The 24,318-nt window shown below is 56.0% G+C and carries 21 protein-coding genes, 1 tRNA gene, 1 pseudogene and 1 other annotated feature; of the genes and pseudogenes, 13 read left to right on the top strand and 10 right to left on the bottom strand.

The features are described 5' to 3' along the window. Positions 1-475: 475 nt before the first annotated feature. Positions 476-3,721: a glycosyl hydrolase gene (locus DQG13_RS02235; RefSeq protein ID WP_113017829.1), complete on the top strand. Its 3,246-nt coding sequence runs from the start codon at positions 476-478 to the stop codon at positions 3,719-3,721. Positions 3,722-3,792: 71 nt separating this feature from the next. Beyond that, entirely contained in the window at positions 3,793-5,310 is a 1,518-nt protein-coding gene (locus tag DQG13_RS02230) for a glycoside hydrolase family 28 protein (RefSeq protein WP_113017826.1), read from the top strand. Between the two features lie 230 nt (positions 5,311-5,540). On the opposite strand, the gene DQG13_RS02225 is transcribed toward DQG13_RS02230, so the two are convergent. Then, positions 5,541-6,128 carry a GNAT family N-acetyltransferase gene (locus DQG13_RS02225; RefSeq protein WP_258525415.1) on the bottom strand — a complete coding sequence of 196 codons (588 nt, stop codon included), beginning with the start codon at positions 6,126-6,128 and terminating at the stop codon, positions 5,541-5,543. A gap of 189 nt (positions 6,129-6,317) precedes the next feature. Between DQG13_RS02225 and DQG13_RS02220 the strand changes: the two genes are divergently transcribed. The 6 genes from DQG13_RS02220 to DQG13_RS02195 all read left to right on the top strand — a co-directional run bounded on the left by DQG13_RS02220 (position 6,318) and on the right by DQG13_RS02195 (position 14,120). Next, a complete protein-coding gene (locus DQG13_RS02220; RefSeq protein WP_181592518.1) occupies positions 6,318-7,373 on the top strand; it encodes a polysaccharide deacetylase family protein in 1,056 nt (351 codons plus the stop codon). A gap of 504 nt (positions 7,374-7,877) precedes the next feature. Continuing rightward, complete coding sequence (locus tag DQG13_RS02215) at positions 7,878-8,612, top strand: ABC transporter ATP-binding protein (RefSeq protein ID WP_113017822.1); 735 nt, start codon at positions 7,878-7,880, stop codon at positions 8,610-8,612. Then, positions 8,609-9,655: an ABC transporter permease gene (locus DQG13_RS02210; RefSeq protein WP_113017820.1), complete on the top strand. Its 1,047-nt coding sequence runs from the start codon at positions 8,609-8,611 to the stop codon at positions 9,653-9,655. Before DQG13_RS02215 ends, DQG13_RS02210 begins: the two co-directional genes overlap by 4 nt. A 38-nt stretch (positions 9,656-9,693) precedes the next feature. Next, positions 9,694-10,365 carry a TetR/AcrR family transcriptional regulator gene (locus tag DQG13_RS02205; RefSeq protein ID WP_113017818.1) on the top strand — a complete coding sequence of 224 codons (672 nt, stop codon included), beginning with the start codon at positions 9,694-9,696 and terminating at the stop codon, positions 10,363-10,365. A gap of 199 nt (positions 10,366-10,564) precedes the next feature. Beyond that, positions 10,565-12,376, top strand: a complete 1,812-nt coding sequence (locus DQG13_RS02200; RefSeq protein ID WP_113017816.1) for a helix-turn-helix domain-containing protein — start codon at positions 10,565-10,567, stop codon at positions 12,374-12,376. A 271-nt stretch (positions 12,377-12,647) separates the two neighbouring features. Beyond that, positions 12,648-14,120, top strand: coding sequence for an aminotransferase class I/II-fold pyridoxal phosphate-dependent enzyme (locus DQG13_RS02195; RefSeq protein WP_113017814.1), 1,473 nt, complete (start codon positions 12,648-12,650; stop codon positions 14,118-14,120). 112 nt (positions 14,121-14,232) lie between these two features. Here DQG13_RS02195 and DQG13_RS02190 read toward each other — a convergent pair. Continuing rightward, positions 14,233-14,388, bottom strand: a pseudogene (locus DQG13_RS02190) (RCC1-like domain-containing protein); the annotation flags it as partial. A 151-nt stretch (positions 14,389-14,539) separates the two neighbouring features. Here DQG13_RS02190 and DQG13_RS02185 point away from each other — a divergent pair. Further along, entirely contained in the window at positions 14,540-14,959 is a 420-nt protein-coding gene (locus tag DQG13_RS02185; RefSeq protein WP_113017810.1) for a DUF1885 family protein, read from the top strand. Positions 14,960-15,070: 111 nt separating this feature from the next. Here the strand turns inward: DQG13_RS02185 and DQG13_RS02180 are convergent, their stop codons facing one another. The 3 genes from DQG13_RS02180 to DQG13_RS02170 all read right to left on the bottom strand — a co-directional run bounded on the left by DQG13_RS02180 (position 15,071) and on the right by DQG13_RS02170 (position 16,713). Further along, positions 15,071-15,373, bottom strand: coding sequence for a DUF1292 domain-containing protein (locus DQG13_RS02180; protein WP_113017808.1), 303 nt, complete (start codon positions 15,371-15,373; stop codon positions 15,071-15,073). Between the two features lie 102 nt (positions 15,374-15,475). Beyond that, positions 15,476-15,967: a hypothetical protein gene (locus DQG13_RS02175; RefSeq protein WP_113017806.1), complete on the bottom strand. Its 492-nt coding sequence runs from the start codon at positions 15,965-15,967 to the stop codon at positions 15,476-15,478. Positions 15,968-16,098: 131 nt separating this feature from the next. After that, positions 16,099-16,713, bottom strand: coding sequence for a stalk domain-containing protein (locus DQG13_RS02170; protein WP_113017804.1), 615 nt, complete (start codon positions 16,711-16,713; stop codon positions 16,099-16,101). Between the two features lie 197 nt (positions 16,714-16,910). On the opposite strand from DQG13_RS02170, the gene gltX reads away from it, so the two are divergent. Further along, positions 16,911-18,362: a glutamate--tRNA ligase gene (gene gltX / locus DQG13_RS02165; protein ID WP_113017801.1), complete on the top strand. Its 1,452-nt coding sequence runs from the start codon at positions 16,911-16,913 to the stop codon at positions 18,360-18,362. 60 nt (positions 18,363-18,422) lie between these two features. Here gltX and DQG13_RS02160 read toward each other — a convergent pair whose 3' ends face one another. Then, positions 18,423-19,196: an N-acetylmuramoyl-L-alanine amidase gene (locus tag DQG13_RS02160; RefSeq protein WP_220094317.1), complete on the bottom strand. Its 774-nt coding sequence runs from the start codon at positions 19,194-19,196 to the stop codon at positions 18,423-18,425. A 160-nt stretch (positions 19,197-19,356) separates the two neighbouring features. On the opposite strand from DQG13_RS02160, the gene DQG13_RS30640 reads away from it, so the two are divergent. After that, positions 19,357-19,530: an aspartyl-phosphate phosphatase Spo0E family protein gene (locus tag DQG13_RS30640; protein ID WP_181592517.1), complete on the top strand. Its 174-nt coding sequence runs from the start codon at positions 19,357-19,359 to the stop codon at positions 19,528-19,530. Positions 19,531-19,588: 58 nt separating this feature from the next. Here DQG13_RS30640 and DQG13_RS02150 read toward each other — a convergent pair whose 3' ends face one another. Beyond that, entirely contained in the window at positions 19,589-19,798 is a 210-nt protein-coding gene (locus DQG13_RS02150) for a hypothetical protein (RefSeq protein WP_181592516.1), read from the bottom strand. A gap of 161 nt (positions 19,799-19,959) precedes the next feature. Continuing rightward, positions 19,960-20,030, bottom strand: a tRNA-Thr gene (locus DQG13_RS02145). Between the two features lie 356 nt (positions 20,031-20,386). Next, positions 20,387-20,603: a binding site (T-box leader), on the top strand. Between the two features lie 63 nt (positions 20,604-20,666). Here DQG13_RS02145 and DQG13_RS02140 point away from each other — a divergent pair. Next, on the top strand, positions 20,667-22,556 hold the full coding sequence (locus DQG13_RS02140; RefSeq protein WP_113017794.1) for an arginine--tRNA ligase: 1,890 nt from the start codon (positions 20,667-20,669) through the stop codon (positions 22,554-22,556). Between the two features lie 24 nt (positions 22,557-22,580). Here DQG13_RS02140 and DQG13_RS02135 read toward each other — a convergent pair whose 3' ends face one another. Together DQG13_RS02135 and DQG13_RS02130 are read right to left on the bottom strand one after the other, a co-directional pair. Then, positions 22,581-23,018 carry a GNAT family N-acetyltransferase gene (locus tag DQG13_RS02135; RefSeq protein ID WP_113017792.1) on the bottom strand — a complete coding sequence of 146 codons (438 nt, stop codon included), beginning with the start codon at positions 23,016-23,018 and terminating at the stop codon, positions 22,581-22,583. Between the two features lie 58 nt (positions 23,019-23,076). Further along, positions 23,077-23,610 (bottom strand): divergent PAP2 family protein, encoded by a 534-nt coding sequence (locus DQG13_RS02130; protein ID WP_113017790.1) that lies wholly within the window; start codon positions 23,608-23,610, stop codon positions 23,077-23,079. Between the two features lie 221 nt (positions 23,611-23,831). Here DQG13_RS02130 and DQG13_RS02125 point away from each other — a divergent pair, with 221 nt between their 5' ends. Then, complete coding sequence (locus DQG13_RS02125; protein WP_113017788.1) at positions 23,832-24,248, top strand: CBS domain-containing protein; 417 nt, start codon at positions 23,832-23,834, stop codon at positions 24,246-24,248. Positions 24,249-24,318: the final 70 nt, after the last annotated feature.

The following is a 24,318-nucleotide window of genomic DNA, read 5'->3' as shown; positions in this document are numbered from 1 at the left end:
CGGCCCCAAAGCTGCCACGCTCCCTACCACCCGAAGACTCCTTATGCCCCCACCTATCTCCCCCCTACCACCCGAAAGCTATCTACGCCCCAGCTATCTTCCCTGTACTCGGAAGAACGTAGCGGAACTGAGCGACTCTTAAAGCGGCTTTTGCAGCTTATTTCCGCTCCAGCGGAACTGAGAAGCGCTTATCCCCCCGCCGCTGCCTTATTCCCTCCCCATTTTCGCTGCGTAAGGGACATAACGGCTTCTAAGTTCCGTTAATCATCCAAACTCCCGTTTTCACCCCCATAAGAGTCTCTGAGTTCCGCAACGGAAGACTGCCTACCTCGTCAGCAACCTACCAGCGCAAGAAAGTGCGAATCCAGTCCAAACCGCAGCAAGAAATGAAGATTGCCGGAAAAGGGTAAAACGGCTACATTGTAATGGAGGAATTGGATCAAGTTATGTACAGGTAGACAGGAGGCGAGGCACATTGGAGGATGCACTGTTCAAAAATCCCGGCAACGGGTTCCGGATTATGCCGTTTTGGTTTTGGAACGGCAAGATGGAGGATGCGGAGATCGAGAGACAAATCCGGGAGATGGCCGATAAGGGAGTAGGCGGCTTTTTTATCTGCCCGCGCCAAGGGCTGCAGATTCCGTACCTCTCGGAGAGCTGGTTCGGGAAGGTGCGGACGGCCATTGACGCCGCCAAAAGAGCCGGGCTGCAGGTTTGGCTCTATGACGAGTATCCCTACCCCAGCGGCATTGCCGGCGGAGAAGTAACCCTTCTTCATCCGGACGCCAAGCACAAAACCCTGGTATTGAACCAGACCCGCGCCGACAGTGGAGAACAGGTAAAACTGGAGCTGCCCTGGGCCAAGGTGCTGTCCGCCAAGGCTGTTCCCCTTGCGGATGACGGCGGATACAGATGGGAGGCCGCCGCCGATATTTCCAGCTGCATCGGCAATATCCAGACGGAGCCCATCTTCCAAAAAACCGGACTGACCACGTACAACCAGAAGCGTTTTTTTACATACAACACCAAATACGCTCTGGACTGGCAAGCGCCTGAAGACAGCGGCTCTTGGGAGATCCTGGTTTACCAGGAGCAGGAAATCGAGGACTTCAAATATTACGGCACCTATGTGGACCCTTGCCACCGGGAAGCGATGGCAACCTTTATCCGGCTCACCCATGAGCGGTATGCGAAGCATTTTGGAGATGAATTCGGAGCTACGGTCAAGGGCATGTTCACCGATGAGGTGGGACTATTGGGCAGCATCCCCTGGTCGCCGCAGCTGGAGGAGTCCTTCCGGGAACGCAACGGCTATTCCCTCGTTGCCCATCTTCCGGCGCTTACCCATGAAGCCTATCCCGATGCGCCGCGTATCCGCTATGACTATTACCAGACAGTCCATGAGCTGATGACGGGCTCCTACCACAAGCAGGTCTATGACTGGTGCCAGGAGCATGGGCTTCAATATGTGGCCGAGGTGCCTTCCTTCCGGATGACCACCCAGCGGTTCAGCCATATTCCCGGCGGCGACAGCGCCCACGAAAAGCTGGGGCGTTCCCTGCCTTGGGTGCTGCGCCGGTATGCCGCCAGCTTCCGGGACAATCCGAAGATGGCCAGCTCCATTGCCCGCCAGTTGGGCAGAGAGCGCTGTCTGGATGAATGCTTCCACAGCGTAGGCTGGTCGATGAATCTCCAGGATGCCAAATGGATGATTGACCGAATGGCTGCGTTGGGCACCAATATGTTTACGTTCCATGCTTTTTTCTATACGGTGGACGGGCTGACCCAGCATGACGCGCCTCCCTCCCAGTTTTATCAGAATCCCTATTGGCCCTATTTCAAGGGGCTGGCGGATTATGCCGCACGGCTCAGCTACACGATGGCGACGGGTACAGCGGATATCCGCATCGCCTTGCTTGACCCGACCACATCCATGTGGACGCACCGCTCCAACCCCTTGCATCATTTTGAATACGCCGGAACAAGTCCTCTGGAGAAAAAAGCCATGGAGCGGCTCAAGGAGGCTTGGACGCAGCTGTCCTGCCACCTGCTGCAAACCCGGCGGGATTTCGACCATCTGGACCCGGAGATATTGGCGGAAGCGTCTGTTGAGAGCGGCCGTCTGGTCATCGGCAAGGCCGGCTATTCCGTGCTGGTGGTGCCTCCGGTGACCAATCTGGAGGCGGCGGCATGGGCCAAGCTGAAGCAATTTGCGGAAGCAGGCGGCACGGTTATTGCCATGGGAAGCTTGCCGGAGGAGATGATTCAGGCGGACAGCCCTGTGCCTGAGGAAGCGGTGGCGCTGTTTCAAGCGCAGGTGGCGTCGGTGGAGGAGGCAAACCGGCTCGCTGCCGCCGGAAGCTGCTTCATCCCCTATGGGGCGGCGGATTCAGACGGGCTCCCGTTGTTGGTGCTTGATGCGCTGCTGGACAAGCTTTTGCCCAGAGCCGTTACCGTGGACTTCGGCGGAGAAGAGGCTCCATTCCTTCTGCAAAGCCGCTATATGCCAGGCGGCGAATATGTGGTGTTTGCCGCCAATCAGGAGGGGCAACCCCATAGCTGCACCGTCCGGCTGGACCCTGCCCGGATTTGGGAAGATGGGCTGAACCGGGGGTTAGTGCGGGTGGAGCTGATGGATCTGGAAACGGGCGATGTGCAAACCTTGTCTCTGGAAGAAACCTCCGCGGAGATTTCCGTAGCCCGGGAGGTTGCCCCTTATGGCTCCTTCCTGCTCCGGCTTCGCCCGGCCGGGCCCGAAGCGGCTCCGGTTTCCGGACAAGGCGGAGAAGCCTGCGCTGAATCTGCGGCAGCCGCTACGCAGACCTGGAGTCTCAGCCTCGGAGCCGAAGGACCCTGGCAGCAAGCGGCTCTTGGCCCCAATGCTCTGCGCCTGGAGTTTTTCCGGCTGTCTATAAACGGCTCCGCTGAAGAGGCGCAGGTGGCCGCCAAGACATTTATCGACCAATGTGAGGATTTGGCCCGGGAGGAACGGATTCCCGTCTCCTTCTCGCAGATTTTCGGAACCCCCAAGAAGCTGGGAGTGGCGTATCCGTTGGCCTGCACCTATAAAGCCCGGTTCTATGTTTCCCGCACACCGGCCGAATGCAGCATATTAATGGATGAATCGGCGATCCGCGGCGGCTGGACCTTGAGTCTGAACGGGCATTCTTTTGGCAAAGGGGACTTCCGGCCTGCGCTCATCTACGATAACGCCAATATTATCTGCCCGGCGGCAGGGGTTCTTGTGGAGGGCTGGAACGAGCTGACTGTTTATGTCGAGGTGGCTCATGACTGGGATGGCGTTACGGATGCGCTGTATTTGTACGGCGATTTTGGTATAACCTTCGGTGAAGAAGGGCTTCCTGTATTGGGGGAAGCTCCGGCTTCGGCGGAAACATTGGCTGCGGATACGTATTATCCGGGCTACCCCTACTATGCGGGAGCCTGGTCCTTCAAGCGTATTCTTGAGCTGGACGAGCTCCCGGCAGCAGATCGCCTTATCCTAAGCTTCCGCGACTGGTCCCCTCATGATCCTGTGGAGGTGCTGCTGAACGGCCGGCCTTTGGGAGTCCGGCTTTGGTCCCCTTACACGTGGGAGGCCGACGCGGCGCTTCTTCGGCAAGGAGCCAATGAGCTGGAGGTGAGGGTCACCAGTACCCTGATTGGCCTCTTGGAAGGCAAATATTTCGACTATACAGAACATAAGGTGGAGCCGGTCTGATTCCGCCTGATTCCGGGCCCGCCTGCATCTAAGACAACCTGCTTACACATCCCAAGGAGGCTATTGGACAAATGATTAACATCAAGGATTTCGGCGCAATCGGAGACGGAGCCACCCTCTCCACCGCCAGCATACAAAAGGCCATCGACACCTGCGCAGAGCAAGGAGGCGGCACCGTTCTGGTTCCTGCCGGGGCGTTTCTCACCGGTACCCTGATGCTCCGCTCCTATGTGGAGCTGCATTTGGCTCCGGCGGCGCGGCTGGTAAGCAGCATGGAGGAGGCGGACTTTGCCGCACCGGAGGGTGAAGCCGGGCAATTCCTAAGCGAAGGCCAGGGCAACCGCGCTTTGCTCTGCGCCCGTCATGCGGTGAACATTGCCGTCACCGGTCTGGGCACTATCGACGGGCGGGGCGAGCAATTCCTGGCCCCGGAGGATGAGGGCTCGGATACGGTGTTGGAGATCATCCGCCCATTCCGCCCCAAGCTCATCGATCTGGAGGGCTGCGTCAATGTGGTGTTCCGGGATGTAACCCTGTACCACGCCTCTTCCTGGGGCATGCACATGACCGGCTGCCGCCAGGTGACGGTCACCGGCGTCAAGATTCTCGGCCAGGTCCGTGGCCCCAACAATGACGGCATCGACCCGGACAGCTGCCAGGACGTGCATATTTCCAACTGCCACATCGAAACCGGGGACGACTGCATCGTGGTCAAAGCCACCAAATACGGTGCTGAACGCTACGGGGCCTGTGAAAACATAACGGTCACCAACTGCACCCTGCAATCCCATGATTCCGCCATCAAAATCGGCACGGAAACCCACGGGGACATCCGCAACATCGCCGTGTCCAACTGTGTGATCCGCAACTCCAACCGGGGCGTGGGCATCTGGGTCCGGGACGGAGCCACCATGGAAAACATGCTGTTTTCCAACCTGTTTATCGAAACCCGCCTGTTCAGCAACGAGGAAGACACCAACCGGCGCCATGGGGGCTGGTGGGGCAAGTCGGAGCCGATCTTTATGACGGCCGAACGCCGGAACAAACCCGACGCCCCGGCCCCGGGGAAAATCCGCAATATCCGGTTCGAGCAGCTGCTGATTGAGTCCGAAGGGGGCATGTTTATCGGCGGCTCCGCGGAAAGCGTGATCGAGGGCATTTCCATCCGCAACGTGAAGCAGACCATGCGGGTGATGAGCGGCTACCCCGGCGGCGTATTCGATACCCAGCCTTCCAACCGGGGCATCTTCCCCCATCCGGTGCCGGCCATGTATCTGAACCATGCCAAGGATGTGGCCTTGAGCGATGTGGAGATTCATTGGCAGGGCGAGCCCAACCGCCATTGGACGCAAGCCTTGGCAGCCGAGGATGTAGAGGATCTGCGAGTCCGCGGCTTCCGCGGCAACGCTGCCAAGCCCGAGCTGAGCGTGCTGGAGATGACCCGGGTCCGCGGTCTGAGGCTCTCCGACAGCACGGCGCTGCCGGGGACAGAGGTCTACCTGACCCTGGCAGAAACGAAACTCTCCCGGCAAGAGCTGGAGCGCAATGATCTGTCGGCTGCAGCGGTTCCGGTCCGGAACCTGGGTTAACTGGGTTAATACAAGCAGGCGTCGGGAATTGTTCCCGGCGTCTGCTTGTTGTCTGCCCGCTTACACGGTCCTCTCTATACCCGGAAGCGGCTCAACGGAACTCAGCGGCTCTTACGGAGGGATTTTGCGGACATTTTCCTCGCTTACGGAAATGAGCAGCTGTTAATCCGCGGAAATTGGCGGAAATACCGCCAACTCCCCTCCTGACTGCACAACCAAACGTTGCCCAATCAGCTTCTCAAGTCGATCCAGAACCGTTTGGTCACTCCGTCCGCATCCCCATTCCCGTCTCCGTCCCTATCTTCATGCCCACGCTCATTCCCATTCCCTCTCCTGGCGGTTGGGATGTCCTCCACTCCGCCGTTGCGCCGGATGGTCCGTTCAGAAGCGGTATTAGTCGCATCGCAGGTAACCAGAACCCGTTCCAACCCCAGCTTTTTGGCCTCCGGCAGGGCCAAGGCCAGCATCCTCACGGCATAACCCTTGCCCCGCTCAGCCGGACGGATTCCGTAACCGATGTGCCCCCCGATATGGTTCAAAAATGAGTTGAGCCTGTGCCGGATGGTAACGACCCCCAATATCCTGCCGCCTCCACTGACAAGCCAATAGGTGGAATACGGCACCCATCCGTCAGGCAAACCCGCCCCTTGCTCCGCGGCTTCCAGCCTGGCAACCAGCGCCGCAAAATCACTGGCATCCTCTTGAAGGACGGTAGGCATATTCGCTTCTCCCTTATCCAGCCATTCCTGCCGAAACCCAACATAGGCTTCTTCCATGCCGACATCCGGCTTGATCAGCCGCAGCTCCTGCAATCCCATTGCCCACTGCCTCCTTTTGTTATGAATATGTATGTCCTCCATTCTACCTATCCCCTTCCCCTCTGAAAAGACCTTTTTGCCCCGGCCAAATGCGGCCCTTCCCGAAAAATTGCCTTCCCTTCAAGGGTCATGAATCCACCATACCGGGGCATGCTGAATATATGACCAAAGTGAATGGGAGTGAATGGATTGAACAGATGGATTCCCTTTTGCGCAGCATTTTTGCTGCTCCTAAGCGGCTGCTTTGGCGGAGCCAGGGAAAAAACCGTCAGCCCCCTGTCTGAGCCAGCCCCGTCCGGGTCGTTGACCGAGCCGGCTCCGGTTCTTCCCAACCCGGCTGCAGCCGCAGATTCTGTGCTTCCTTCCGCCCCGCCTGCAGCTCCTGTCATCCCGATTCCGTCTCCATCGGCTTCGGCGCCTGCGGAAACTCCTGCAGCTTCGCCCAGCCCGGAGGCTAAATCTTCCGCCGCTCCCGCCGCGGCCAAAAAAGCGGCTCCCAAAAAAGACAAACCTGCCGGCGCCCGCAAGGCGGAGCAAGCGGCAGGCCGAAGCAAAGCGCAATCCGGGGCTGGAGCGGCGGCAAAGGTTTATTCGCTGACCGAACTGCGCCAAAAATATGCGGACAGCTTTATTTTCCGCGGAAGCAGCGCCAAGCAGCAGATCGCCCTGACCTTCGACGATGCTCCGGATACCCTCTACACCCCCAAGGTGCTGGATATCCTGAAGAAGCATAATGTGAAAGCCACCTTTTTTGTTATCGGAAAGCTGGCGGAGCAGCACCCCGATATGGTCAGACGGATCGCCCGGGAAGGCCATGTGCTGGGCAACCACACGTACAATCATGCCCAATTGAAAAAACTGAGCATGGACAAATTTATCGAGGATATTGAGAAATCGGAAGCCGCCCTCTCCCCTCTGGCAGGGTATGCCCCCCGGCTGATCCGTCCGCCCTATGGAGCGGTAACGGATGATGAGCTGGCCTGGCTGAAGGAGGCGGGGTATCTGACCGTCAACTGGAATGTGGACCCCGAGGATTGGCGGGGCGTATCAGGGGAGCAGGTGCTCAAACGGTCCATGGAAGCGGCCAAGCCGGGAGCCATTATCCTCATGCACTGCGCCACCGGTCCGGACGGGAGCCTCCAGGGGACCATCGACGCGTTGCCCGAGCTGATTACAGGCCTTCAGGCCAAAGGTTATGAGCTGGTCACCGTGCCGCAGCTGCTGGAGACCACAAAGGGCAAATAGCTGCCATGCTGCTTGTGCAGAAAGCACCGATGAAGGTCTCCTTAGCCGCCGGTACGGCATTCCGATCAATGTTGGAGTCGAAAAACCGAATACATTTTCGCCCTTTTGGCCGCTGAGCCTTGTTGGATTCGAAATATCATATACAATAGCCCTCTCTCCTAACATTCGGCCCAAATAAACTCGAAAAATCGAGTATAACCGCCCAATTTTCAACCAAAAGGCGATATAGACTCGAAATTTCAAATACATTCGCATATTCGCAACAAAAGAGCATGAGCTGCCGCCCCCTTGCAGGCAGCTCTGCTTTATTTCACGAAAATGAGTGATTACTCACTTTACAAACCCCCAACAAGGGAGTATACTCTAGATGTGAGTGATTACTCACTTTCGAGGTCGCGAAGGTTTCTGCATGCTTATGCTTACGATGCAGGCTTTCCTTCGGAAAGCCCGGATTATGCTTATGATGCAAGTTTTGCTGACGCAAAACTTTTAGGAGGAATCACAATGAGAACAGATCAAGACATCTGCCTCCGCGCCGAAGGAGTTGTCCGGCGGTTTCAGGACAAAGAGGTGCTCCATGGCATCAGCCTGGAAGTATTCCGCAAGGAAATATTCGGCTTGCTGGGGCCCTCCGGCTCCGGCAAAACCACCCTGGTGAAAATTTTGGCGGGAATCGATGAAGCCACAAGCGGCACCGTCACGGTGCTGGGCACAACCATGCCCAAGCTGGAGATGCTCACCAGCATCGGCTATATGGCCCAGTCGGATGCCATGTACAGCGAGCTGTCGGCCAAGGAAAATATGGAGTTTTTCGGCTCCCTGTTCGGACTTCGGGGGCCCCGGCTGGACAAGCGGATGGCCGAGGTGATGGAGCTGGTGAATTTGACGGAGCATATGAAGAAGCCCGTGGGCTCCTATTCCGGCGGCATGAAGCGCCGCTTGTCCCTGGCCATCGCGTTGATGCACCAGCCGGAGGTGCTGATTCTGGATGAGCCCACCGTGGGCATCGACCCAGTGCTGCGCAAATCCATCTGGGATGAGCTTGACAACCTGAGCCGCGGCGGAACCACCATCCTGGTGACCACCCATGTGATGGACGAGGCGGACAAATGCCACCGGCTGGGCATGGTCCGGGAGGGCAGCCTGATAGCCGTCGGCACACCCGAAGCGCTGAAGGATGAAACCGGAAGCGGCACCATTGAGGAAGCATTCCTGTATTACGGAGGTATCCGCTCATGAGAATCCGGGCTCTGATTATCCGCATTCTGCGGCAATTTATCCGCGACAAACGGACTATGGCATTAATGATCGCCGCTCCCCTGCTTATTTTGACCCTGATGTATTTGGTTTTTAACGGCGACACCTATGTGCCCAAAATCGGGACAGTGAACATCCCTTCCAATCTGGCGGCGGCTGTAGTCCAGAATGGGGCGACCGTAACGGAATATGCTTCCGCAGCCGATGCCGAAGCGGCTCTGAGTGACAGAAAAGCGGACGCCTATCTGGTTCTGGAGAATCAAACGCCCCAGGTTAAGCTGGAGGGCAGCGATCCCTCCAAGAACCGCGCGGTGATGCTCCTGCTTCAGAAGACCTTCCAGGCGCAGGCTGCCGCCCTGGCTCCCTCCGGCGCCGCGGCACAGGCCGCTCCCGTGTTCAACTACTTGCACGGCTCGGCAAATATGGCTTCCTTTGACAGCTTCGGCCCGGTGCTGATCGGCGTCTTCGCCTTTTTCTTCGTCTTCCTGATTGCCGGCATCTCCTTCCTGAAGGAGCGCACCAGCGGCACCCTGGAAAGACTGCTGGCTACCCCTCTCCGCCGTTGGGAGATTGTCGCCGGGTACATTGCCGGCTTCGGCATTTTCACCCTGCTGCAGGCTGTTCTGATCGCCTGGTATTGCATCCATGTCCTGGGGATGATGATGGTCGGCTCCTTCTGGTACGTGCTGCTGATCACGCTGCTTTTGTCCATAACCGCTTTAAGCTTCGGCACCTTCCTGTCGGCCTTTGCCAACACCGAGTTTCAAATGGTCCAGTTTATCCCGCTGGTCATTGTGCCCCAGATTTTCTTCTCCGGCCTGTTCGATCTGGACAGCATGTCGGAGTGGCTGCGCTGGCTGGCCCATCTGATGCCGCTGAAGTACGGCGCGGAGGCCCTGCGCAATGTAATGATCCGCGGACAGGGCTGGGACGGGATCGCCCTGGATGTGTATGTGCTGCTGGGACTGTCTCTGTTCTTCATGGCCGCCAATGTGCTGGCATTGCGCAAACACCGGAAAATATAGTAAGGTAGTGCAAGAATACGGTTTCTTTCACGGAGGAGATGACAGTGGAACAGAATACTGAGCAATGGCTGGCGGATATGCTGCAGCTTATGGAAGGGGACGACAGCAAAAAAACGGAAAAGCAGCTGAAGATCATCCAGGCTGCCACTGAAATCTTTTCCGAAAAGGGCTATTCGGCCGCCTCCACCAGTGAAATCGCCCAGCGGGCAGGAGTCGCCGAGGGCACCATATTCCGCCATTACAAGACCAAAAAGGATCTGCTCCTGTCCATTGTGGGGCCCATCCTGGCCAAAACCGTCGCTCCTCTGTTCATGAGGGATTTTGCCAAGCTGCTGGACCAGCCTTATACGCAAATCGAGGATTTCTACAGGGCTGTGCTCCGGGACCGGCTGGACTTCGCCCGGAAGAATGCGAAAATTCTGCGGATCGTTATCCAGGAGCTGCCCTTTCAGCCGGAATTGCTTGCACAGGTGAAAATTCTGTTCAGCGAGCATGTATTTGCGCGGATCAGCCGGATATACGCCCACTTTCAGGCGCAGGGCCAGATTATGGAGGCGCCCAGCTTCCGCGTCCTCCGCTTCAGCGTCACCACCATCGTCGGTATGGTGCTCACCCATGCCATATTAATGCCGGAAATTTCTATCGACGACGAAGAAGAAATCAACTGGACCATCGACGCCCTGCTGCATGGGATTGGCAAACGCTCCTGATGCACAAAACCTGCTGGCTTCGGCCGCAGGTTTTTTACACGTAACGCTTATTTTATTCTTCAACTCCCGGTTGGGAAAAAAGCGGTCCGACTTCTATGCGGATACATGGTTTCTTGCCGCAGACTTCCTGATAATATGCAGTAGCTGCTCCTCCTCTACCGGAACGGCGGCGCCATATTTATTTGAAGGAGCTGGTTTCATGCTAAGTGCGGAAAAAATCGGCGGACGGATTGCCCTTCTCCGCAAGGAAAAGCGTCTGTCCCAGGAACGGTTGGCGGAAAAATTGAACGTCAGTCCCCAGGCAGTATCCAAGTGGGAAACGGGAAAATCAATTCCCGAAACAGCCACCCTGCCGCTTTTGTCCCGCGTGCTGGGGCACTCTATTGACAGCATTCTGCTGCCCCGGCAGCTGATGGTGCTTTCGGCGACTTACACCGATGGCGAGGAGCAGGAGGATGTGACGCAGCGGGTAAACGCTTTTGTCAGCGGGGACAGCCTGAAGCTTCGGGTTCAGCACGAAGAGTTGGCCGCAGCTGCAGAGGCCGATGACCGGATCAGGCTGCTTCTCGTTAAGCTGGAAACGCCCTCCGGCATATTTTTTGCTTGCGCCTGTGAAGGAGAAGTGATGGAAATCCGGCTGGCCAACGGAGCTCCGGAGGGCACACCCGTTTATACAGCCTGTTCCGGAGAACTGCAATTTATCCAGGGGTTTTACGGAAACAGACGCCACTCCCGGGACGTTATGGACAAGCTGGCCCATTACCGGTATTTCCGCTGGAACGGGTTTAAGGCCAACCATGAGCAATTCCCCAGCCTTACGGAAAATGAAGGTCCGGATTATTTGCTTCTGATCTATTTGAACGGGGATGGGATTCATGCTGTCAGCTGCCGGGAGGGCGAGCGGATTTGCTACAGTCCGGACAGAACAAGGTTGTACCGGGAAACAGGCAGCCTGGACTCTTACATTGTGACAGGGGTGGAACCGCTGGCTTTTGGGAAAGGGAAGGATTGCTCTTGGGCAGGCGCCCTTCTCCTTTCGCTGCGGACCATGGGAATAGAAACCTCGTATGAGACCGTCATGGGAGTGTCCGGCTCCTGCTGGCGGGTGGCGTTTGCACCCGTGTGGGATTTCAGCGCCGCTGATGCTCTTGTGGCCTGCGACTGCGCGGCCCCCGCTTTTAAAGCCTACGGGATCAAGCCGGTTTGGGCGGACAGGATTAGCAAGGAGGAGCGGAAGCGGGTGAAGGAGCAGATCGTTGCCGATTTGGAAGCCCATCGGCTGCCGGTTGCCATCAATCTGCGGGTAGCGCCTGAATGGGGCGTTATCACCGGGTATGCGGACCAGGGCAACATTTTCTTTTGCCGGACCTATTTTGATGAGGAAACCTTCGAGCAGCATGAGCACGACCCTGTCTTTCAGGAGGATATGGCCCGTACAGGAGGTTATTTGTATGTAGACAACTGGCCTTTCGCCTTGGTCAGGATGGAGGGGAGAATTGAAGCGCCGCAGGCGGTTGACAGCCTGCTTGCCTCCCTCCGGCTCAGGATGGAAACCATGGCAATGAGTGAAAACCGGGGCTACAAGCTGGGATACGCTGCTCTGGAGGCGTGGCGTCAAGGATTGGCCGACGAGGCATGGTACCAAGCAGCCCAAGGGGAGGATGTGAAACGCCGGTATTTGGTAAACCGTTTTTGTCTGGCAGCAATGGCGGATGCCCGCAGAAGCGCGGCGGCTTATCTTGCTTCAAGCCGGATGTTGCTGCCGGCAGGCAATGGAAGAGAGCAGCTTGACAGGTTAGCCGGATTGTATGCCGGCATGGCAGAGCGTCTGGAAGCAGTATTGGCGCTTTTACCGCTTTTGCCGGACAAGGAGCCTGCGCCGGGAGCCCTCTGCGGAGCGTACTGGCCGCAGCAAGCCAGACAAGCCCAAGCAGAGCTGCTGCTGTGGGCTTCCGAGCGGGAAAGGGAGGCGGATCAATGGACCGCGTCCATTCTGGATACCGCCGAATAGCCGGTCAGGTTGGAGGCAGGGCGGATTCGCTGCATGTGATGTAAAGGGTGAATTCCGTCCGGATCACCATCAGGTTCATGGTTTCGCCCATATTCTTCCGAATTCAACAAAAAAAACAGCTAAAAACCGAAAATTTCTGTGTCCTGACCCTCTTTCGGGACAAAAATCAGCCAAAATGCAAAATTCATGCTTGCATCCTAGTTGCGATTTGATATACTCATTTTGTTTGATTTTTTCGCGACGAATTCGCAAGAGAGGAAGGGATGTTCTGATGGATCACCTGCAAGCCCCTTTATTCTCCACATTGCTTCGACATGCGGGGAATAATCCAGTCCAATTCCATATACCCGGCCACAAAAAAGGAGTTGGCATGGACCCTGAATTCCGGAATTTTATCGGTGACAATGCCTTGTCCATCGATTTAATCAATATAGCCCCGCTGGATGATCTTCACCAGCCGACGGCGGTAATCCGGGAAGCCCAGCGGCTTGCGGCGGACGCTTTTAAAGCGGACTACACAATCTTTTCCGTACAGGGCACAAGTACAGTCATTATGACTATGATCATGGCCGTGTGCAATGAAGGCGACAAAATTATCGTACCGCGGAACGCTCACAAGTCTGTGCTCTCCGCCATCATTCTGGCGGGAGCCAAGCCGATCTTTCTGAAGCCCTTCCGCGATCCCATATATGGCATCGACCACGGAGTGTCCACCCGCTCCGTCCGCCGGGCGCTGGAGAAGCATCCGGACGCCAAGGCGGTTCTGGTCATCAACCCCACCTACTTCGGCATCTCGGCCAATCTCCGGGAAATCGTCGAAGTGGTGCACAGCTACGATATTCCTGTTTTGGTGGATGAAGCCCACGGAGCGCTTATCGGATTCAGCGACAAGCTGCCCTTGTCGGCTATGGAAGCCGGAGCGGATATGGCCGCCACCAGCATGCACAAGCTGGGCGGCTCCATGACCCAAAGCTCCATATTGAACATGCGGGGCAACCGGATCAACTTTAAGCGGGTGCAGACCCTGTTCAGCATGCTGACCACCACCTCCACCTCCTACATCCTGCTGGCCTCTCTGGACGCCGCGCGGCGGAATCTGGCGCTTCACGGGGCAGCTATGGCGGATGAGGCCATCCGTCTCAGCGATTATGCCCGGGAGCGGATCAATGAGATTCCCGGCCTGCGCTGCTTCGGTCGGGAGATTCTGGGTGAAGGCGCCACCTATGATCTGGACCCTACCAAGCTGACCATCCATGTCCGGGAGCTGGGCCTTACCGGCTTCGATGTGGAGAACTGGCTGCGGGAGCACCACAATATCGAGGTGGAGATGTCCGATCTGTACAACATTCTCTGCTTTATTACCCCGGGGGACAATGTGGGGACCGTGAAGCTGCTTCTGGCCGCTCTCCGGGAGCTGTCCGAGGAGAACTACAATATCCGCCAGGCCATGGAGCTGGTGGTGCTGGAGACGCCTCCTATCCCCCAGTTGACCCTGTCGCCGCGCGACGCCTTCTATGGCGACACCGAGCTGATCCCCTTCCGGGAATCGGCGGACCGGATTATTGCCGAATTCATTTATGCCTATCCTCCAGGCATTCCCATCCTGCTTCCGGGCGAGGTTATCTCCCAGGAGAATATCGATTATATCGTGGACCATGTGGAAGTGGGTCTGCCGGTCAAGGGACCGGAGGACCGGACTCTGGAATACGTCAAGGTTATTGTGGAGACGTCGGCGATCTTTTGATGCCCCTCCAAAGACAGAGCATCCCGCAGGCCTCAGCCGAGGCTTGCGGGATGTTTTTTTGGGTTTTGCGGATTCTATAAAATCAGTTGCCGGGCAGCCGGATGCCGCACAGGCCGTTTACCTCACATTGGCCATATTTATTATCGCCCACAGCCGCCACTGTGCCGTCGGATCGAAGCGCAACAGTATGACGGCGGCCCGCCGCTATGGCAGCTTTAGGCCATCGGCTCACCGTTAACGCTGCTTCTTTCGGTGTAATGCAATCCATATTTTACCTCCTCAAAAAACAAGACCTGACTCCTCATGGAAAGTCTCCCAGGACCATATTTTTTTCAAACTGATTTGTCAGGCCCACCGGGGAATGATATGATACAAGTGACGAAATTGTGAAGGTACCGCTGCTGACGGAGGGATTGTTTATGAGCCAGAATGCTTATATCAAGCTGGTGGAGGGATCTGCGGTGCCGTCCGTATCCCTGGAGGAGCTGCGGGAGCTCCTGACCGCCTACCGGGGCCAACTGGAGCTGACGGGACGGCAATTGGACTGGGAATACGATGACAAGGGCTTTCCGTATACCATTGAAACCGCACCCAAAGGCAAGGACACCTGGTTTTATCTAAAAGGCAACCACCACGCTTACCGGTATATTGTCACCGGAGTAGGCACGGAAAGCCGCGATGGCCAGGAGCGCCATTATATCCAGGTAAGCCTGCCTGACGGAGCCACCCACGGGGACAAGTCCAAGGCCAATGAGTTCTGCAAGCATCTGGCCCGGAAGCTGAAGGCCGAGTTGCATCTGTTCAACGGCCGGGTTATGTATTACAACCCCCGCAAATAGGCGGTATGCGCCCAGTATCCTTTTGGCCTGATCGCTGCCGCAGAGCGTATTACCCAAAAAGACCCGTCCCTTCCCGGAACGGGTCTTCTGTTCTTTCACTGCCAACATCCTTTATTGTTGTTCGTTAGCGACAATTTCGTCATAGGCGGCAACAACCTTCTGCCACTCCTCATCGTTCTCGATGTTGACCAGGTAAGCATCCTCGCCTTCCTGTTCAATACGGAAGATGACGCCGTCGGATTCCGGATTGTTCCGGTCAAGCAATACAGCGTATACGTTCTCGTCGCATTCGAAGGAATAAACCATTACCATTTCGCGTTCGACGCCTTCTTCATCGGCAATCAAGAAGACTTCTTCTTCGTGATCATGGTCATGATCATGCCCGCAACCGCAATCGTGGTTGTGTTCGGTCATTTAGGAAAACCTCATTTCATGTGATGTACGTGCTTCTTGTATCGTAACATTTTCCCAGAGGCAGGTCAATGAAGCGCCGCAAGGAACGGCAAGGAAGGTCCGTCAGTCTCCCTGCACTACCAGCAAATTGACGATTTTCTGCATCCGCAAATATTCATTCTTCTTCAAATCCTTGCGGAAATAGGCATACAGATAAGCCGCCTCGGGAAAAGTCAGCCCGGGATAGCAGGCGATTCCATCGTTGGTGTAGGGATTGTTCATGACGATTTGCCATTCCCCTTCCCGCTCCGGCACCGCTATGGCAGACATCGCCTCCAGCTTAAAGGTAATATAGCGGTCGAAATCATCCCATACGGTTTCCCAGGACGGACTGATGGCTCCGGGATCGGGAACCATGCTCCTGCCCTTTTTCACCAGTTCCTTCAGTTGCGGGATTTGCTCCTCCTCCGCCGCGGCCAAATGCCGGCGCAAGCCGTCCAGCAGGTCGCTGAAAGCGGAATAGCCTCCGCGGGCCAGTTCGCCGCCAACAACCGGATCGCTCTCGCCGGCATTGGCGAAACGGTCGAACCATGAATTGCCACTGTTATGATTCATCAGTCATTCACCTTCTTCAATCAGCATCTGGTTTATCGGGATATCGTACAAGAAAAGAGCCACCTGACGGCGACTCTTTTCAATGTAACATAATCGTTTTGTTTTTGGAAGGCGACCTGAGGCTTGCGCGTCTACTCCGAGACGATCAGCTTCTCGCCTACGGTTACGAATTCCCCATCGACCTTGAGGGCGAACCGGACGGTGTAATTCCCGGCTTCGGAGAACTTGATATTGAAGGCGGCATTGGACCACAGGTAATCATAGATGGATTCCGAGGAAACCCGCTTATCCAGCTCATTGCCGCTGGGGTCAAGCACGCTGATCTTAAAGCCGTCCACAGTGGTTTTAAGAGAATCCATCTGGACGAAGACAAAAAAACTGATATTATAGCCCGATGGCGCCTTGAAGAAGGGCTTGGGGACACCGGTTACGGCTCCCTTCTTGTCAACATCCAGCTCCTGAGACACAACCATGTTCACATTGGGTCTGTAGATATTGGCCGTCTGGTTGCCGTCATCCCACTTGATAAAGGAATTCAGCGCCGTCGCAGTCTCCCGCAAGGGCAGCATAGTCGCGCCATTCATCATAATCGCGGGAACCGCGCTGTTAATTGTTGTTCCATTGGCATTCACCTGGACCTTGGAATATCCTTCATAGGAGCCCCATCGGGAACCGGCAATCGCCGCTCCTCCGGCCACCAGGAAGAAGGCCAGAGTCAAAGCAGCCACTCTTCTGAACCTCGCCATGTATGTACCCTCCGCATGCTGATGTGTTTGATACCAAGTTATACTCGGACAAACGGAAAGAGTTGCGAAGCAAGTTAATTTTTTCTTGAAAAAATCTTTTCACTCATTCCCGGGCCCCGGATTGGCTTTGTGTCAGGTTCCTGCTACAATATGGAGTAGCCAATAACAAGTTTTCATGAAGGAGCAGCCACGTAACCATGACGAACCACATCGTAACCAGATTTGCCCCAAGCCCAACCGGATACATGCATATCGGGAACCTGAGAACCGCTTTATACGCCTATTTGCTGGCCAAATCCAAGGAAGGCACCTTCATTCTGCGGATTGAGGATACGGACCGTGAACGGCTGGTGGACCAAGCTGTCCAGGTCATCTACGATACCCTGAAGCTGGCGGGACTGCACCATGATGAAGGCCCCGATATCGGAGGCAGCCGCGGGCCCTACGTACAGAGCGAACGCAAAGAGATTTATCTGGAGCAGGCGCGGAAGCTGGTGGAGAACGGCCATGCGTACTACTGCTTCTGCGATAAAGAACGTCTCTCCTCCCTTCAGGGAGAAAAGGCTGTCGGCGGTTATGACCGCCACTGCCGGAACCTGTCCCAGGCGGAGGTGGAAGCCAAGCTGGCGGCAGGATTGCCGTATGTCATCCGTCAGAAGAATCCTCTGACCGGCACGACCTCCTACACGGATACGGTGTTCGGGGAAATCTCCATTGACAACGCGGAGCTTCAGGATGCGGTTCTGATCAAGGCCGACGGCTACCCTACCTACAATCTGGCCAATGTGGTGGATGACCATCTGATGGATATCACCCATGTGGTGCGCGGATCGGAGTATGTGACCTCCACTCCCCTGTATGTGCAGCTGTACAGCATGTTTGGCTGGGAAACCCCGGTTTTTGTGCATCTGCCGCTGATTATGGGACGGAATGAGGACGGTTCGGTGTCCAAGCTGTCCAAGCGCCATGGCTCTGTCAGCTTCCAGGACCTGGTGGATGACGGATATTTGCCGGAGGCCATTATCAACTACATTGCGCTGTTGGGATGGAGCCCCGGGAATACCAACGAAGAGTTTTTCACTCTGGAGGAGCTGGCCCGGGTGTTCAGCGTGGACACCATCAACAAGTCCCCTGCCGTATTCGACTATGACAAGCTTCTGTGGTTCAACAGCGCCTATATCCGCAAGCTGCCTGCCGAGGAGTTCCGCAGGCTGGCCGCTCCTTACCTGGACAAAGCCATCACAAAGCCGGAAATCAACAAGGATAAAGTCCTTCTCCTGATCCAATCCCGGCTGGAGAAGCTGTCGCAGATTCCGGAGCTGGCGGCTTTCTTCGAAACCATGCCGGAGCTGGACACTGAGCTTTTTGCCAACAAGAAAAACAAGGTTACCGCCGAGCTGGCCAAGCAGCTTCTCCCGGCCATCATCGAATCGCTGGAGGCAGCGGATGTATGGGAGAACGACGCCCTGTTCGAGCGGCTGAAAAATCTGGGCGAAGCCGCCGGCGTTAAAGCCGGAGCCATTATGTGGGTCGCCCGGGTAGCCGTTTCCGGTCTGATGAACACGCCGGGAGGCGCCACCGACATTCTGGAGATCATCGGCAAAAATGAAGCCTTGAGCCGGCTGAAGGCCAGCCTGGAGCGGCTTTAATTCGCGAACACCACAACAGCACCCCGCGGGGTGCTGTTTTTGATCCCGAAGATCATTTTCTTATCCCAAAAGACCTTTGCGGTTCAGAATGGTCAGAAGGCGGTAGAAATCAAAGGAGCCGCCCTGGGGGGTATCGATCAGCCCCTGGGCCACCGCTTTGTTCACGGCGTCCTGGGCCCAGTCGGGTATGCCGGGAAGATGCTCCACAGCCTCCAGCGCCGCCACTCTTGCCTCCAACTGCGCCTTCTGCGCCTCCAATGCCGCCAAGCGGGCCAGCAACTCTTCCATTTCCTCATCTCCTATCTCCGGCTCAGCCAAGGTCTTATACAGCCGGGCCCAAGGGAATTTCGGCCCGGGACAGTCCGGCTTCTGGACCGGATTGATTTGGTAATGCCCCAAGACATGATACGTGTCCAGCGGGAAGTCCTTCTGCCAGATATCCCGCACAATCTTGCGGATATGCCGGTGCAGCCAGACGGACGACTGAAACTGGGCCTCCGTCAAGTCCCCATCCGTCCCCTCATGCTCAATGGAAACGGTATATAGATTCGGGTTCATATTCATATCATGAACCACCTGGGCGGTGGCTTTGGCGAATTGCTCCTGGGAGATTCCGTTGGCCCAGGCCATCCGGTCAACTGCCACATACTGATGAATGCGGCCGTCTCTGGCCACCCCGTAATGGGCGGAGGAAACCTGGTTGCCGGGATCGGTAAACCAGTTGTCCATGCTGCTCATGGTGCCCGCCGAAATATGGTTAACGATGACAAAAGGGACAATCCCGTTGCGCGGGCTGGAATTGGTGTATTGATTTCCTTTCCAGACAATCTCCATGCCAATCCCCCTTTCGGCTTTTACTGACATGATATTCGGAAAAAGCGGATTATGCCCGGGCTTCCAGCAACAACCGATTGATCTGCCGGACACATTTCCGTTACAATTAAAGCGATCAGCGTACACACTCTGCCAAAAGCCGCTTTCGTGGAGGACAACAATGCCTATTCCAACCAACCTTGATGTTGAAATCTGCGAACTAAAGAAGCTGCTGGTCCATCTCGTCGAACAGAGCCAGTTTAATTTCCTGGATCCCCGGGTGCTTGCCCTGAGCCAGCGTCTGGACATTCTGATTCTGCAGGAGATGAAGCAGCAGCGGACGGGGCTTACATAGGAAATACAGTTTTTGCGGGCCGCCTGAGGGCGGCTTTTTGCGCGCCTGGGCGAACCGGTTATTTGTAGCCTTTGCCCCGGGTCAAAATGCAGGGTACGCCTTTGCCGACGGAGCCGGGTTCGTTCATATGCGCAACATACCTCATGCCGCGGGAGCAAGGCGTTTTGCAGGACCGGCAGGTGTCGGAGGTGACCACCTTCATATTAAACCGGTTGCGGTCAAGACTCGAGGGCGGATCATTCTTTTTGGCGGTTTTATTCTTGGACATACTCATCCACCGACCTTTCTTGGGGTGCCTTCACGAGGCATAAGCGTAGAATACTATATGCCTATCCGTGTCCGGTGGTTCAAGGGTTTGCGGGGGTTTTCGCCTAAAAAAATCCGCCTACGTCCCCGGAATGGGAAGCGCAGGCGGATTTTGTTGCGAAGTGCCGAGTAGCAGAATCGAACTGCTAATTGTGCATTACGAGTGCACTGTTATACCATTTAACTAACTCGGCAAAACAACGACAAAAACGATTATAGTACAACAATCCCGATTTTTCAATGGTTGCTTTAAAAGAATTTTACCGATGAGTCTGAAGCATCCGAGGCCTTTATGTATGAATTTTCGATCATAATTACCCGGGAGGGGCCCATTTCAGTTGGTTGTATTTGATTTTTCAAGCATAATCCGGTGGGTTGGGACCAAAACACGGTTTTATATCTGAATTTTCAGATACAATGACCGGATTTGGGCTTCTGCGAGTATTTATATATGATTTTTGGAGTATAATGATTAGGCTAAAATCCTGGGCTAAAATTCCGGACCGCCTTGCGGAAGCAATAGGTTGCTGCTATAATGAATCCCATATTTTCAATATCTGTGAAATGGAAGAGTAGCTTTTGGGCAGGCAGTCCCAGCGAGCCGGAGATGGTGGAACCCGGTACGCCGCCCTGAACGCGAACGGGCCCATGAGATGGATTCCCCCTAGCGGAATCCCGGTAAATCCGTTATCTTTGTTCGAGTGGCTTCCCCATGTTCGGGAGGCAATAAGAGTGGTACCGCGAATGCGCCAGCTTTCGTCTCTTAATGGGAGACGGGGGCTGTTTTTTTTGTGCAGATAACAGGTGTGACTATTGATGGAGGTGGCGGTATGGGCATGGGTATGTTGGGTCAACAGGTCAGAACGTCTGTGGAAAATGGGGTGATTGCGCTGCTGCGGGAGGTTGGAGACGGAAGCTTAACCGGCATGGAAGAGCTGCGGCTTACTGTGGAACAGCCCGGACAGCTGCGGCATGGGGATTATGCAACCAATGCTCCGCTCCAATTGACCAAGCGGCTGCGCCTTCCTCCGATGAAGCTGGCGGAGCAATTGGCCCGCATCCTGCAGCGGGACCCCTGGCTTGGTGCCATTATGGCCCGGATCGAAACCGCTCCTCCCGGGTTTGTCAATTTTTATATCGACTGGAGAGAATGGGCCTGCTGCTCCTTCACCCTGCCCCCTGCTCCATCAGGCAAGGTAATTATTGAACACACCTCAATTAATCCGAATAAAAGCTCCCACGTGGGCCATCTCCGCAACTCCTGCATTGGGGATACCCTAGGCAGGCTGCTGAAACGGCTGGGCTACAAGGTGGAAATCCACAATTACATTGATGACTTGGGCAACCAGTTGGCGGACACGGTGGTTGGGCTTCTGAATCTGCCCGTGAAGGGCAAGCATCAGCGCTTCGGTGATTATTGCTGGGATTTGTATGCGGCAGTGAACCGCAGATATGAGGAGGAACCGGAGCTGGCAGGAGAACGGAGCCGCGTGCTCCATGCCCTGGAGGAGGGCGGCAGCAACCTGGCCTGGCTGGGAACCTTAACCGCAGAGCGGATTGTCAGAGAGCACCTGGAGGAAATGGCCGGTTTCCAAATCGGCTATGATCTTCTGGTATGGGAGAGCAATATTGTCAGAGAGGGATTCTGGGATGCGGCTGCCCAACTGCTTGCGACTACGGGGCTTTTCGTTCAGGTGGAGGAAGGCAAGTTGGCCGGGTGCCGGATTCTGAAGCAAAACGAGGAGGAAACTCCGGCGGATTCCGAATATGTGGCTGACAAGGTGCTGGTGAGGTCCAACGGAATCCTCACGTATACGGCCAAGGACATCGCCTACCACCTCTGGAAATTCGGGCTGCTGGGCCGGGATTTCCGTTATAAGCCTTGGGGCGGCGGACTTTGGACCACGGCGGAGGAAGGCGAAGCCGCCCTTCCCTTCGGCAGCGGCGATATGGTTATCAATGTTATTGACCAGCGCCAGGAATACCCGCAGGCTGTGGTGAAGCAGGCGCTGGCCGCCCTTGGCTTCCGCCAGCAGGCCGATCGTCTGCGCCATGTGGCCTACGGCGTGGTTTCCCTAAGCCCTGCTTCGGCGGCAGAGCTGGGGGTTGACACAAGTGCCGGAAAAGCCTCCTACGCCATGTCCGGCAGACAGGGCATCGGCATCCGCAGCCTTACCCTGCTCTCCAGAATGGAAGAGATTATCTGCAGCAAATCGGCGAACAAGGAAGGCATCTCCAGCCAGGCGCTGGCCGCCGCTGCCATCCGCTATTATCTTTTGCGCTACAATCTCCAGACCGAGGTGGTGTTCGATCTGGAGCAGGCCACGGAGGTAACGGGCAATACAGGCATTTACCTGATGTATGCCTACGCCCGCTCCTGCAATGTCCTGGGCAAAGCAAAAGAAGCCTCCGGCCCTGTGGCGGCCACAGTACCGGAAAGCTTCCCGCTGCTTGCGGAGGAAGAGCATGCCCTTTTGCGCCACCTCTCCGGCTGGCAGGAAACTCTTGCCGCGGCGGGGGCGGAGCTGGCCCCGCATCTGATCGCCAATTATGCCTATGAGCTGGCGGCGCTGTTTAACCAGTTTTACGCCCATTGCCCCATTCTGAAAGCTGGTGAGGAGACCTTGCTTCGCTTCCGTCTTTGGCTGACGGACCGTTTCCGCGAGACGCTGGGGGACGCCTTGCAGGTGCTTGGCCTGCCCGCTCCGGAGAGCATGTAACCGGACCGGCATTGCTCAACAAGCTTACAGCTCCTTCACCATCCGTACATGGAGAATACCGGCATCCAAGAAGGGCTCTGTGGAGATGGTTTGGTACCCCTGCTTCTTGTAAAAGCCCTCGGCGTGGCACTGCCCATCCAGGATCGCCCGCTTCATCCCGGCCTGGCGGGCGCTGTCCTCCAGGGCTTCCATCAGCAGCCGCCCGGTGCCTCCGCCGCGGTATTCCTTCAGCACCGCGATCCGCTGCAGCTTGGCGGTACCGTCTTCGTAGACCTTCCATCTGCCGGTGGCTACAGGCTTGTCCCCGTCCGTCATCAGCACATGATGGCATGCCTCCGGCGAAACATCATATTCGTCCAGCTCCTCTTCAAAAGGAACCTGCTGCTCGTTGACGAATACCTCCATACGGATAGCCAGGCAGGCATCCAGCTCCTGGCGGGTTGCAACTGGAATAATGATCATGGATCGGACTCCTATCTAAATTGGATAGGATTTATCATAGCCTGTCCGCTTTCATTCGTCAAACCCGGATCAGTCGTTTGGTCCGGGAAATCCAGTCTTGGGTTGCCCCTTTGCAAGCGGAAGCAGACGCAGTTTTCTCCCATTCCCGGAAAAAGCTGATGGCCCCGATGCCGATGCCCAGCACTGTGCCGGCAGCCACTTCAATGGGCAAATGGCCCAGCTTTTCCTGAAGCTCGGCGGCGGGGCGTCTGCGGCGCATGCTTGGCGGTTTGCCGGACAGCCCCTCCACCCGCTGGCCCAGAGCATTGACCTCAACGGCAATCTCGCCGGCATGGCGCCGCACCCCCATGGCATCCGCCATGACGATCAGGCCATAGAGGGCACTGATGGCAAATTCCATGGAGTGGGTGCCTTTTTTGAGGGCCGTATAAGCGGCCAACGCGGCTGCCCCCGCGGAATGGGAGCTGGGCATTCCCCCGGATTCCGTAAGCGCCGACCATCTCCATTGTCCGGTTTTGGCAAAAGATATGGGCACCTTCAAAAATTGCGCGGCGCCTACGCTTGCTAATGCCGTTCCCAATGCACGATTCATCCGCTTGTTCACTCCTCGCTTCATTAGCTGTTTGCCTTTATAGGATGAGCGGGCAGATTTTTTCTATGCGGGAACAGCAAGCGGGACATTCCGGCAAGAGCTCTTAGCGTATGCTTACGACGCAAGCTTTCCTCACGGAAAGCTCTTGAGTATCATCCTGCCGCAACTTCTGATACAATGAGAATGGGACTGATAATTGTTTGATAAGGAGTCAGCCAATAATGAATATTGCCTTTTTTCTCCTGCCCAAGCAGGAAGTCGTCTGTTTGTCCACCCACTCCACCCTCCGCCAGACTCTGGAAAAGATGGAGTTCCACCGGTATACGGCTGTGCCGATCCTGAAGGAAAACGGCGCTTATGCCGGTACGGTGACAGAAGGAGACCTGCTTTGGTTCTTTAAGTCCAAGCAAGACCTGGTTTTTGAAACCGCCCACCACTTCACCCTCGCCGACGTGCCACTGCGCACCAAGCACGAAACAGTGCGGATCGACTCCAATATGGAGGATCTGCTCCGGCTGGCCAAGGTCCAGAATTTCGTGCCGGTGGTGGATGATAACGGCATCTTCATCGGGATTGTGCGGCGCGGCGAAATTATTGAGTATTCTGCCAAAAGTCTGTTGGGCAACAGTGTGAAATAGCACAAAAGCCATCCCCAGTTTTTCCGGGTTATTAACCGGAGCGGGGATGGCTTTTTATCTGCGCACATTT

The sequence above is a fragment of the Paenibacillus sp. YN15 genome, from assembly GCF_003285005.1.
In the GTDB taxonomy this organism is placed as follows: Bacteria; Bacillota; Bacilli; order Paenibacillales; family NBRC-103111; genus Paenibacillus_AR.
Note: the sequence above shows the minus strand (reverse complement) of the source record. Positions and strands in the feature narration are given on the sequence as shown.